The following is a 12,372-nucleotide window of genomic DNA, read 5'->3' on the forward strand; positions in this document are numbered from 1 at the left end:
TGCCGGCCTCGGCCAGCGGCTTGCGCAGCAGGTATTGCGCCACGAAGGTGCCCAGGCCCACCACCGGGTTGATGGCCGCGTAGGCCAGCGAGGCCGCGCCGGCGTTGATCTCGGGCACGATCCAGACATGCAGGTCCTGCGTCTCGTGCTGCAGGTCGGCCTGGCCTTCCATCAGCACCAGTGCCTGCACGCCCTTCGTGCGCAGGTTGCGGGTGGTGGCCACGCCGCGTGTCAGGGTCACGTCGCCGTCCACGCGGTCGAACGCGAAGCCTTCGGCGAACACGTCGCGGAAGTCGAGCAGGAAGCGGCGCGGCAGCGACTGCAGCGTCAGCACGCCCAGCAGCTTGGCGATGCCGGGTTCGGCGCGCAAGAACTGGCCGGCTTCGAGGTTGATGTGCATCTGGCCGTCGAGGCTGCCCTTGGCGGGCGACAGCGGCGAGCCGGCCCAGCCGAGTTGCCCGGTGAGCTGCCCCTTGCCGTTGCGCAGGGTCTGCGCCAGGCCCAGGCGCGTGAGCGTGTTGCCGGCGTTGACGAGGTCGAGCTTGAAGTCGAACGACGAGCGCGACGGCGCCGCCCCGGCGGTCGGGGTGGCCAGCACGTCGGCCGCGCTCGTGCCCCATTGGCCGGTGGCGGTGAGCTTGGCGTCGGGGTTGCTGATGTTGAACTTGCTCAGGCGCCAGAAGCGCGCGCCGGTGCTGTCGGAGGCATTGCCGCTGCCGCTGCGGTAGTCGGCCTCGATCTCGACGTGGCCGAGCTTCATGCCGCGCCAATCGAGGTCGTCGATGACGATGTCCAGCGCCGGCACCGTGGGGGTGCTGGTAGCCGGCGCGGCCGGGTTGGCGAGCGCGCTCACGGCGGGCGTGATCGGGGTGCTGGCGGGCACGGTCAGGCGGGCCAGGCGGGCCTGCACGCGCCAGGTGCCGTCGTCGAGCCGGCTGCCGGCGCGCGTGTTGGGGCGCAGCTCGATCTGGCCGCGCACCTGGTCGGCATCCACCTGGGCTCGCCACGCGCCGCCGCCGCCCGCCGTGGTGCCGGGGCGGGTGAGGTTGAGGGTGACGCCGCTGAAGCGTCGGTCGTCGAGCTTGAGTTCGCGGGTGCGCAGCGTCAGGCTGTCGGGCAGGTAGCGGTTGTCGTTGGCGGCGTTGCCGGTGGTCGCGTTGCCGCTGGCCGGGGCGCGCAGCCCTTCGCGGTTGACCTCGGCGGGCCTGAGCACGGCCAGCCAGGCGTCGGCGTCAAACTGGGGCAGGGTGATCTGGGCATCGACGCCTGCCGTGGCAGGCAGACGCGCCGCCTGTAGTACGCCGATGCCGCCGCGCAGCACGCGCGCCGTGGCGCCGCTGATGTCGCGCAGGTACTGAGCTTGCAGGAGGTTGCCGACTTCGAGGCGCAGCACGTCGCGCTGGGCATCTCGCTGGGGGTCGCGTGCCCCATCGCGCCCCGCGTTGGCTACCGGGCTGAGCTGTACCCGCAGCGGTAGCGAGGCGTCGGCGGTCTTGTTGAACGGCGCGGGCAGGTCCAGCCCCAGACCGGCCAGGTTGCTGGTGAGCTGCCACTCGGTTTGACCGTGCACGATGTTGAGGGCCAGGCGCGCGTTGGTCTGGCCCGCCAGCCTCGTGGCCAGGCGCTCCAGCGGGGTGCCGCCGTTGCCACTGTCGCCCTGCACGGCGGCGAGCTGGCTGGTGTAGCGGCGCAGGCCGTCGGCGGTGGCACTGGTGGTGCCCACGAAGCGCAGGCTGCCGTCCTTCTGGCTGCCGCCGTCGAACGTGGCGTTGCCGCCGAGCAGGCCGGCGGTGGTTTGCAGGGTCACGCCGCGCTCGGTGAAGTCGACCTTGCCGCGCAGGTTGCTCATGGTTGGCGCTTCGGGGATCAGGCGCAGGCTCACGCCGGGCAGCTTGACACTGCCGCGCACGGTGGAGTCGGCGATGCGGGTCAGGCGCAGTGTCAGGCCGAGGCTGAGGTCGATGGGGCCGTCGCCGCTGGCTTCGCCGAGAGCATGGCCCGTCCAGCCGTTGAGCGGCGTGGTCTGCACCAGGCGCAGGGCGTCGGGTAGCGGGCCTTTGCCCAGGCCGTCGATCACCAGCGTGGCGTCGTGGCCCAGGTGGTCGATATGGCCTTCGACGTTGTTGATCTCGAACCGGCCGCTGCCCACCGAGCCGAGCCGTGCCCGGGCGCGGTGGATCAGCATGGCGTCGCGGTCGAACACCAGCTCGCCTTCGAGCTGCGTGAAGGCCGGCCAGCCGGGGGCGGGGCGACCCGAATCGGCATGCAACAGGCGCGCCGGCACGTAGTCGAGCTGGGCGTTGCGCACGTTGCCGCGGATCACGAACTCGCCCGGCATGCCCTTGCGGAAGGGCACGTCCCACAGGTCGCCGTTGATCTTGAAGCGCACGTCGCTCAATTCGCCAGCCTGGATGGCGTCTTGCAGGTAGGCGCGGGTTTCGTGCGGGATGGTGGTGGGCAGGTAGCGCGCCACGCTGGTCGCGCGGCCTTGGCTGATGGTGGCGTCGAGCTGCAGCGTGCCGGGCAGCCAGGCACCGGTGGCTGGGCCGTTGTGGCGGGTCGGGTCGCCGGTGGCCCAGGTGGCTTCGAGCGTGCCTTGCACGTCGTCGTTGACCACGCGGGTGCGGTCGGCGCGCACTTCGATGCGGGGCGGCAGGCCGGCTTGCTTAGCGGGGGTGATCGTCCAGCTGAGACGCGCGTCGAATTCGCGCAGCGCGAGCACGGGCTCGTCGAACACGCCGGGCAGCGTCAGCGAGCCGTTGCGCACGCTCACGTCGGCCTGGCCGCCGCGCTCGCTGGCGTTGAAGCTGGCGTCGAGGCGGTCGATGCCGGGGCGGCCGGTGGCGGTGGGCTCGTTGGGCACCGGGCGGGCCGCCAGGGTGAGGCCGCGCACCCGGCCCCGGGCGGTGTAGCGGCGCGGGCCGCCGGCGGCGTTGTCCCACTGCCAGCTCAGGGTTTCGATCTGGCCGCGCGGGTCGAATTCGTGCAGCTGCTGGCGCAGCGCGTCGCTGATCGGCATGCGGTCGGCCAGGCGGTTGAGCGCGGCGAGGTCGAGCTGGCGCACTTGCAGCTCGCCGCCTGTGATGGCGTCCAGGCGCAGGCCGGGCACCCGGCTGGCCGCGCGTTCGGCCGCGCCGACGGCGGGCGTGCGCCAGGCCAGCGAGAAGTCGCCTTGCGGCCAGGCCCAGCCTTCGTCGGTGGCGAAGCTCAGGTTGTCGGCCTGCACGCTGGCGCGCTCGTCGTCGAAGTGGGCGGCCACGCGACCGTCGAGGCGGGTCAGGGCCAGCGCTTCGAGGTGGGCGGCCAGGCGCAGTCGCACGTTGCGCAGGTGCACGGTGGCGGCGGCGCCGCGCAGCTGGTTGTCGGCCCACTCCACGCTGGCTTGCACCGAGCCGGCACCGCTGCTCAGCTCGAACGGCAGGTCGAGGTGGCGGCGCAGCGTCTGCACGTCGGCGCGCGGCAAGTCGAGCTCGATGCTGCCGTGCCAGGTGCGCCAGTCGCCGGGGCGGGTCAGCGTGGGGCTGGTGACTTTGGGGTCGAACAGGCGGGTGTCGACCAGCGGCTGGGCGAAATCGGCCTTCAGGGTGATCGACTGCCCCCATTCGGCGGGCGGCGTGGCCGTGAATTCGAGCTCGTGACGCCGCCCCGCGAGGCTGGGGCCGTTGCGCAGCGCGAGGTTGACGGCCTGCAGGTCGAGCGGCGGGGCCGCGCGCTGCTCGTCGATCCAGCGCACCTGACCGTCGATGACACGCACGCGGCTCTGGCTGAAGAGCCAGTCGGCGCCGCCCGAGGTGCTGCCGTCCCCATGGCCGGACACGGGCAGTCCCGCCACGAACAGCTGGCCCCGCGCGTCGCGCCGCACTTCGAGCTGCGGGCCGTGGATGTCGAGGTAGCGCAGCGGCAGTTGCAGGCGCACCAACGAAGTGGGCGACAGCGCCCAACCCGACAGCCGGACGTCCACCCGCGGCAGGCTCAGCGCGTCGCGGCCCTGCTCGTCGATGAGCCGCACGTTGCGCAGCACGACCTTGGGCAGCAGGCCGTCGCGCTGGGCGGCGATTTGCCCGATCCGCACCTGCACCCCCAAGGCCCGCGTGGCCTGCCGCTCCACCGTGCCGCGCCACTCGTCGATACGCGGCACAATGAAGAATTGCAGGGCGAGCCACGCCGTCATCGACATCACGGCGGCCAGGCCGAGCAACGCGACCAGCAGGCGCGCGGCAAACCAGTGCAGGGCCACGAAGCGCCGCAGGCCGGTGCGGACGCGGCGGCGCAGCCGGTGGCTCCAGCTGGGCTCGTGCAGGCCGTCAGGCCGCGGGGTTTGCGAGGGGGGCGGGGCGCCGGGCGGAGCGGTCGGACTCAAGGTTGGACAAACAAGGACGAAAGCTCAGGTCAGCAGGTCAGCCGAGCCGGGCAGTTGGAAGGACACGAACTTGAGAACGCGCATGAACGCAGGCTTTGCGCCGACGGGCCGGTCGAGCGAACGGGCGCCTGACCAGGCCCGAAATGAACCCGCAGCCTGCCGCGCCCGCATTGTCGCCCGTTCCGGCCACGGGCAGCGTTGACCGTAACACACCTCCACTCGCCTAGCTGACGTCGTCCATGGGTTCTTTGCCACTGACTCCCGCCGCACTTGCCGAACATTCCCGCTTTGTCAAACGGGTTCGCCGCCGCTACGAAACCGAGCTCAGCTGGCTCGAGCCCGGGCCGCCGCTGCGCCAGCACCAGGAAGCCCTGATCGACCGGCTGCTGCAGGGCGGTCGCGACATGGCCAGCGCGCTGCGCGTGGCGCGGCAGCTCGTGATGGAGCGCCTGGTGGTGCTCGACGTCGAGCAAGGCGCGCCGCTGGCGGTGGTGACCACCGCGATGACCGAGCTGGCCGAGGTGACGCTCGAGCGCGCCCTCGCCGCCACCCAGGCCGAGCTCGACACCCGCTTCGGCGCGCCGCTCGACGAGCGGGGCGAGCGCATCCTGATGTGGGTGCTGGGCATGGGCAAGCTGGGCGGGCGCGAGCTCAACGTGTCGTCCGACATCGACCTGATCTACGTCTACGAAGAAGACGGCCAGACCACCGGTCGGCCCGACGGCTCGGGCGTCATCACCGTGCACGAATACTTCTCGCACGTGGCGCGCGGCCTCTCGACGCTGATCGGCGACACCACCGAAGACGGCTTCGTCTTCCGCGTCGATCTGGCCCTGCGGCCCAACGGCAACTCGGGCCCGTCGGTGGTCAGTTTGGCCATGCTCGAAGAATATTTCTTGGTGCAAGGACGCGAGTGGGAGCGCTTTGCCTGGCTCAAGAGCCGCATCGTGGCGCCGCGCGTGGGCGTGGCCAACGAGCGCATGCTGGCCGTGCGCGACGTGGTGCGGCCGTTCGTCTTCCGCCGCTATCTCGACTACGGCGTGTTCGAGGGTCTGCGCTCGCTGCACCAGCGCATCCGCGACGAGGCCAACCGCCGCGCCGCCGGCCGGCCGCAGCGCGCCAATGACGTCAAGCTCTCGCGCGGCGGCATCCGCGAGATCGAATTCACCGTGCAGCTGCTGCAGGTGGTGCGCGGCGGGCAGTTCCCCGAGATCCGCACCCGCTCGACGCTGCTGGCGCTGCAGCGCCTCGTGGCGCACGGCTTGATGTCTGAAGAGACCGCGCAACGGCTGGCGGCGGCCTACGAGTTCTTGCGCCGCATCGAGCATCGCATCCAGTATCTCGACGATCAGCAGACGCACATGCTGCCCACCGACGACGCCGACCTGGCCTGGATCGCCGCGTCGATGGGCGCGGCGCCGTGCAACCGCGAGGCCTGCGAGTTTCTCGACCAGCTCTGCGCCCACCGCGAATTCGTCGCCAACGAATTCGACGTGCTGTTGCACGATCGCGGCAAGGGCGGCTGCAAGCAGTGCGGCAGCGAGCCGATGCTCATCGACAGCGATGCCTTCCTGAGCCGGCTGCCCGCCGAGATCGCCACGCGCGTGCGGGCGTTGACCGGGCAGCCTCGCGTTCAGATGCTGCGCGACGAAGCCCGCGCCCGGCTGGCCGCGCTCATTGCGCGAGCGGCGCAGCTGGCCGCCGAGCCGGGTCTGTGGCCGACCGACGACGCCACGCTGGCCGAGAAGGCCACGCTGCGCTTCATCGATTGGCTCGAACCCCTGCTGCGCCGCGAGAGCTACCTCGCGCTGCTGGCCGAGCGGCCCACCGTGCTGCGCCGCCTGCTGCGGCTGCTGGGGCTGGCGCGCTGGCCGATGCGCTACCTGATGCAGCACCCCGGCGTGATCGACGAGCTGGCCGATGAGCGCCTGCTGCACGGGCGGTTCCGGCGCGCGGCCTACTTGTCCGACCTCGAAGCGCGGCACCACGCGCTGGGCCGCTCCGGCGAGGCCGGCGAAGACGAGCTGCTCGACGTGCTGCGCCGCGCCCACCACGCCGAGGTGTTCCGCACCCTGGTGCGCGACGTCGAGGGCGAGCTCGAGGTCGAGGAGGTGGCCGACGATCTCTCGGCGCTGGCCGACGCCACGCTCGACTGCGCCATCCGCTGGTCGTGGCCGCTGCTCAAGAAGCGCCACCGCGAGGCGCCGAGCCTGGCTGTGATCGCCTACGGCAAGCTCGGCGGCAAGGAGCTGGGCTACGGCAGCGATCTCGACGTGGTCTTCGTCTACGACGACCCCGACGACAACGCCGCCGAGATCTACACCGCCTTCGTGCGCAAGCTCATCACCTGGCTCACGCTGCGCACGGCGGCCGGCGAGTTGTTCGACATCGACACCGCCTTGCGCCCCAACGGCAACTCGGGTCTGCTGGTGACCTCGCTGGCCAGCTTCGAGGCCTACCAGAGCGGGCGCGGCAGCAACACCGCGTGGACCTGGGAGCACCAGGCCATCACCCGTTCGCGCTGGTGCGCCGGCGAGGTGGGGCTGGCGCCGCGCGTCGAGGCCGTGCGCCGCCAGGTGCTGGCCGCGCCGCGCGACCCGCAGGCGCTGCGCAAGGAGGTGAGCGAGATGCGCGATCGCATGCGCCAGGCCAACGCCGTGCCGCCCAACCGCTTCGATCTCAAGCACAGCCCGGGCGGCATGATCGACGCCGAATTCGCCGTGCAGTGGCTGGTGCTCGCCCACGGCGGCAGCCACCCGACGCTGCTCGATGACGTCGGCAACATCGCCTTGCTGGGCCGCGCCGAAGACGCCGGCCTGCTGCCCGCCGGCGTGGGCCGTGCCGCCGCCGACGCCTACCGCGCCCTGCGCGCCGCGCAGCACCGCGCGCGGCTCGACGAAGCCTCCACGCGCTTCGACCTCGCCGAGCTGGGCGAGCTGGCACCGCATCGTCAGGCCGTGCTGGCCTTGTGGCGGGCCGTCTTTGGCTGAGTCGCCGAGCCGGTCCGGCGCCCACCCGGCGGCGGCGTGGTGTGCCGTCGCACTGGCGTTGGCTTTGCCGGCCTTGAGCCTGGGTTGGTCGCCGCTCGACCCCGCCCGGGCCGATGCGCTGCACGCCGCCCTGCTCTGGACGCGCGACACCGCCTGGAGCCAGCCCTGGCGTTGCTGGGCGGCCGCGTGGGTGCACGGCAGCGCGCCGCATCTGCTGGGCAATCTGCTGGGCACCGTGCTGGTGGCGCTGCTGGGCTTGGCGGCCCGCGTGCCGCCGCGTGCTGCGCTCGCTTGGGCCCTGGCCTGGCCCTTGACCCAGCTGGGCTTGTTTGCTGACGCGCGTTTGCCGGCGTATGGCGGCTTGTCGGGCGTGCTGCATGCCGGGGTGGCCGTGGCGGCGCTGCACCTGCTGGCGCGACCCGCCTCGCGGGTGCTGGGCGCGGCGGTGCTGGTCGGCTTGCTCGCCAAGGTGGCGGGCGAGGCGCCGTGGCAGGCGGCGTTGTGGCCGTCGGGGGCGTTGGGCATCGCGGTGGCGCCGTTGGCGCACTTGAGCGGGGTGATGAGCGGGCTGCTGTGCGGCGTGGCGTGCGGCGTGGCGTGCGGGCTGCTGCGCGGCGTGTTCAGGCCAACGGCAGACTGAGCACGAAGCGGCTGCCGCCGCCCGGGCGCGCTTCGCAGCGCACCGTGCCGCCGTGGCGCTCGGCGATCTGCTTGACCAGCGCCAGACCCAACCCCACGCCGCCGGCCTGCTCGCCGTGGCCGGGCACGCGGTAGAAGGGCTCGAAGATGCGCTCGCGCTGATCGGGCGCCACGCCCGGGCCGCGGTCGCTGACGGCAAAAACAACTTGCGCCGGCTGCCGGCCCTGCGCGCCGATCACGTCCACCTGCAGCTCGACGGTTTGCGCCGAGCCTTGCGGGTCGACGCCGTAGCGGCGCGCGTTTTCAAGCAGATTGCGCAGCGCGCGGCGCACCAGGCGCTCTTCGCCGTCGAGGCGGACGCTGGCGGCTTCGAGCGGCACGTCGAGCTGCGCCTCGACGCGGCTGGCCTCTTCGACCGCCAGGGCCATCACGTCGATGGGTTCGCGCGCGAGATCGGGGCGGGCGTCGAGGCGGCTGGACAGCAGCACCTCGTCGATCAGGGCGTCGAGCTCGCGGATGTCGTGCTCCACCTCGTCGCGCAGCGTGGCGCGGCGTTCGGGCGAGGCGCCGTCCATCAGGGTCAGGGCCATCTTCAGCCGCGCCAGCGGCGAGCGCAACTCGTGGCTGGCATTGGCCAGCAGGCTGCGGTGCGATTGCACGAGGTCTTCGATGCGCTGGGCGGCGTCGTTGAAGCTGGCGGCCACGGCGGCCACTTCGTCGCGGCCCTCGACCGGCACGCGGTGGCTGAGCTGGCCCTGGCCGAAGCGCTCGACGCCGCGCTTGAGTGCTTCGAGCCGGCGCGTGAGGCTGCGCACCAAGGGCAGGGCGGCCACGGCCACGGTCACGAACAGCACGCCCATGGTCACGAGCAGCCTGAGACCGGGGTTGGGGCCGTTGAAGAGGATGCCCCAGGGGCCGCTGAGCCAGCGCAGCGTGTCGTGCCGCGGGCCCAGATCGCGCGAGGGCGGGCCACGGTGGTGGTCGCGGCCAGGGTCGAAGTCGGGGCCATGGCCGTTGGCGTCGGGCGGCGGGCCTTGCGGGCCGCCGAAGTCTCGCGGGCCGTTGTCGAAACGTCCGTCGCGGCCGCGATCACGCTCGGGGCGCGGGCCCGGGAAGTCTCCGGGCGGGCGGTCGCGCAGCAGGTTGGGGCGGGCGACCCACAGCACGCGCCCATCCGGCAGGGGCGCGCGGGTCAGCTCGGCCTGGCGCGCGGCGGTGTCGAGCTGGCTGAGCTCGGGCGAGGTGGCGATCTGCCGGCCTTGCGCGTCGTCCAGCGCCAGCGGCACGTGCAGGCGGCGCGACCACGCGAGCAGCGCGTCCTCCTGCTCGCTCAGCGGCGCCTGGGCGCCGGGCAGGCTGTTGCCGATGAGCGTGGCAAAGCTGTTGGCGCGCTCGGCCCACACGCCGCGCATCTGTTCGTGCTCGCGCTCCAGGTGCTGGTGCGCCAGCCAGCCGGTCACCAGGGCGAAGAACAACAGCACCGCGAACACGGTGGCGTAGATGCGCAGGTAGAGGGTTTTCACTCGTCGGTGTCTTGCTTGCGGGCGAACACATAACCCACGCCGCGCACGGTGAGGATGCGGCGGGGCGTCTTGGGGTCGTCCTCGATGGCGGCGCGAATGCGCGAGATGTGCACGTCGATCGAGCGGTCGAAGGCTTCGAGCGGGTGGCCCTTGAGCGCGTCCATGATCTGGTCGCGGCTGAGCACGCGGCCCGCGCTGGCGGCCAGCACGCGCAGCAGGTCGAACTGGTAGGCGGTGAGTTCGCACGCGGCGCCGTCCAGGCGCGCCTGACGCTGGTCGAGGTCGATCTCGAGCTTGCCGAAGCGCAGCACCTCGCCCGCCTCGGGGGGCAGCGACGAGCGGCGCAGCAGGGCCTTGACGCGCGCCAGCAGCTCGCGCGGCTCGAAGGGCTTGGGCAGGTAGTCGTCGGCGCCCAGCTCCAGGCCCACCACGCGGTCCATCGGTTCGCCCCGCGCGGTGAGCATCAACAGCGACAAGGCGCGGGTGCGTGGCTCGGCGCGCAGCTCGCGGCACAGGTCGAGCCCGTCGCCATCGGGCAGCATCAGGTCGAGCACCAGCGCGTCGAAGCTGTCGCGGGCCAGCAATTCGCGCCCGCTGCCCAGGCTGGGCGCGGTCTGGATGTCGAAGCCCGCGTTGCGCAGGTACTCGCTGACCATGGCCGTCAGGCGCAGGTCATCGTCGATGAGAAGGATGCGAGCGGTCATGGTCGAGCGCGTGGTCAGTGTCCCGCCCGAGGGCCGCTGGCGCCGGAGCCCATCTGACCCATGCGCCCCCCCGTGCGATTCATGCGCTGGGCCAGCGTGGCGCGCTGCTCGGGGGTCAGCACGCGGCTGATGTCGAGCATGGCCTGCAGGGCGCGCTTCGAGGCCTTGTCATGCTGGGCCAGCATCTGTTGGCGCAGCGACTCGACGGCGGCTTCGTCCACCTTCGGCGCGGTCAGGGCCTGCATGGTCTTTTCGTGCAGGCTGCGGCCGGCTTCGTGCAGCTTCTGCAGGTCTTGCCGGGAGGCGTCGGCGATCTGCCTGATCTGGGTGCGCTGCGCGTCGGTGGCCTTCACGTCGTCCAGCATGCGGTCGAGCATGCGGCCGTGGCCGAAGGGGCCGAGCAGGTCGGGGTGGCGGTCTTGGCCGGGCTCGGCGCCATCCGGGCCGCCGCGGTGGTGGCCGCCGTCGTGGCCGACCATGTCGCACTGCTCGGGCGCCGAAGCCTGGGCGCGGGCGGTGCTCAGACCGAATCCGCCCAGGGTGAACAGGGCGCTGGACAAGGCGAGGGCGGTGGTCAGGGCGAAGCGACGCACGCCGCGGTGGGCTTGCGAGCGGGTCGAGGGGGTGCTCATGGTGGATCTCCTTGGGCGTGACGGATGTGGGTTTGGAGGCGCCGCCGTGGCGTTGTCTCCGTGATGTCATCGTGCGGAGCCAGGGTGAAGCGGCCGTGCACCCCATGTAAAGATGCATGAAGCCGCGTCATGATGCAGTTTGCAGCCCGCAAAACGGTGCGTTGTTTCACGGTTTGCCGGTTGGCCGGTGTTTTTAGCATTGCCAGAGTGGCCCAGACTGGATATCGCTCGTCGGGCCCTCTCGATTGGAGCACGCCATGGCAAACGACCTCACCCTCAAACCCGACAACATCGATGTGCCGGCTCAGCCCGAGTCGCTGGCCAAGCTCGGCGCGCTGCTGGCGAAGGACGACGTCAATCTGCAGGACGTGTCCACGCTCATCGAGCGCGACATGGCCCTGGCGGCGGCGGTGATGAAGGCCGTCAGCTCGCCCTACTACGGCTTGCGCGGCCGCGTGCAGAACGTGCAACAGGCCACCTCGTACCTGGGGCTGCGCGAGATCTCGGCGCTCACCTACGAAATCGGCTTGCGCTCGGTCTTCCCGGACGCCGTCGAGCTCAAGCCGGTGTGGGACCGCGCCGCGCTGCGCGGCCTGATCATGGGCCGTCTGGCCAACGAATTGTTCATGGACGCCTGGACGGCGCATACCGCCGGCCTGTTCGAGGAATGCGGCAAGGCCGTGCTGTTCAAGCACGCGCCGGACGTCTACCGCGGCCTGCTGCGTCAAGCCGCCAACGACGTCGAGCTGGTGCAGCTCGAAAACCACGCGTTCGGCATCAGCCACGACCAGCTCGGCGCGGCCTTGTGCGAGGCCTGGGGCATGTCGGGCGCGGCCATCGCCAGCGTGCGTCACCACGTTCACGTGCAGGCGGTGCGCCAGTTGCCGCCGCACGCGCCCAAGCGCGGCATCTGCGTGCTGTCGGGGCTGGCTCACGCCTTGATGAACGACCCCGCCTCGGTCGATGAGGTGGCGGCCGCGCTGGCGCCGCAGGCCATGATGGCGCAGGCCCTGCTGATCGAGAAGGCGCACAAGGTCAAGGACAAGCTCGACGCCGCCGTCGCCAACGCCTGAGGCGGCGGGCCCGCGCTCAACGCGGAGGTGGCGTGGTGCCGCCAGCGGCAGGCCGCTGCGCGGGTTCCAGCGCCGTCCGCGTGTTGGCGTCGAGCGCATCGGCGCGCTGATTGAATTCGCCAAACGTGATCTCGCCGCGCGCCAGTTGCAGGCGCAAGGCGTGCCCTGCGGCGGCGCTGCTTTCCAGGATCTCTCGCGTGGCCGGCGGCGTGCCGCGCTGCGTCAGCTGCACCATGGTGCGACGCTGGCAGCCCACCTTCACCTGATCGAAGCGGGCGATTGCCGCGCGCTGCGTCTTGTCCGGCCGGGCGCGGTCTTTCAGCATGGCCGGCGTGCGCGAGCCTTTCAGCTCGGTCTGCATGTGCGGGCGCAACGAGGCGATGTCCGCGATGGCGTCGATCTCGTCCTGGCATTTCGATTCACCGCTCACCACGGCGTTGCGCGAGCTGAC

Annotated in this window: 8 protein-coding genes; 3 read left to right on the forward strand and 5 right to left on the reverse strand. The window is 71.7% G+C overall.

Annotated elements, in window-relative coordinates:
• On the reverse strand, positions 1-4,360 hold a 4,360-nt coding region (locus ACE3SS_RS12940; protein ID WP_374594571.1), incomplete at its 3' end, for a YhdP family protein.
• Between the two features lie 239 nt (positions 4,361-4,599).
• Here ACE3SS_RS12940 and glnE point away from each other — a divergent pair.
• The gene (gene glnE / locus ACE3SS_RS12945; protein WP_374594573.1) at positions 4,600-7,350 is read left to right on the forward strand and encodes a bifunctional [glutamate--ammonia ligase]-adenylyl-L-tyrosine phosphorylase/[glutamate--ammonia-ligase] adenylyltransferase; all 2,751 of its coding nucleotides are present in this window, start codon (positions 4,600-4,602) and stop codon (positions 7,348-7,350) included.
• Positions 7,343-7,990: a rhombosortase gene (rrtA, locus tag ACE3SS_RS12950; RefSeq protein WP_374594575.1), complete on the forward strand. Its 648-nt coding sequence runs from the start codon at positions 7,343-7,345 to the stop codon at positions 7,988-7,990. Before glnE ends, rrtA begins: the two co-directional genes overlap by 8 nt.
• Here the strand turns inward: rrtA and ACE3SS_RS12955 are convergent.
• Genes ACE3SS_RS12955 through ACE3SS_RS12965 form a run of 3 tightly spaced genes read right to left on the reverse strand, consistent with a single transcriptional unit; the run spans position 7,971 to position 10,848 of the window.
• Positions 7,971-9,512, reverse strand: a complete 1,542-nt coding sequence (locus ACE3SS_RS12955) for an ATP-binding protein (protein WP_374594577.1) — start codon at positions 9,510-9,512, stop codon at positions 7,971-7,973. The two genes, rrtA and ACE3SS_RS12955, sit on opposite strands and share 20 nt — an antisense overlap.
• Positions 9,509-10,216, reverse strand: a complete 708-nt coding sequence (locus ACE3SS_RS12960; protein WP_374594579.1) for a response regulator — start codon at positions 10,214-10,216, stop codon at positions 9,509-9,511. The genes ACE3SS_RS12955 and ACE3SS_RS12960 overlap by 4 nt, the downstream gene beginning before the upstream one ends.
• 14 nt (positions 10,217-10,230) lie before the next feature.
• Positions 10,231-10,848: a Spy/CpxP family protein refolding chaperone gene (locus ACE3SS_RS12965; RefSeq protein ID WP_374594581.1), complete on the reverse strand. Its 618-nt coding sequence runs from the start codon at positions 10,846-10,848 to the stop codon at positions 10,231-10,233.
• A 257-nt stretch (positions 10,849-11,105) separates the two neighbouring features.
• On the opposite strand from ACE3SS_RS12965, the gene ACE3SS_RS12970 reads away from it, so the two are divergent.
• The gene (locus ACE3SS_RS12970; protein WP_374594583.1) at positions 11,106-11,921 is read left to right on the forward strand and encodes an HDOD domain-containing protein; all 816 of its coding nucleotides are present in this window, start codon (positions 11,106-11,108) and stop codon (positions 11,919-11,921) included.
• Positions 11,922-11,937: 16 nt separating this feature from the next.
• Here the strand turns inward: ACE3SS_RS12970 and ACE3SS_RS12975 are convergent.
• A partial coding sequence (locus ACE3SS_RS12975; protein ID WP_374594585.1) for a hypothetical protein occupies positions 11,938-12,372 on the reverse strand: 435 nt, incomplete at its 5' end.

This window comes from Aquabacterium sp. (assembly GCF_041915145.1).
In the GTDB taxonomy this organism is placed as follows: domain Bacteria; phylum Pseudomonadota; class Gammaproteobacteria; order Burkholderiales; family Burkholderiaceae_C; genus Aquabacterium.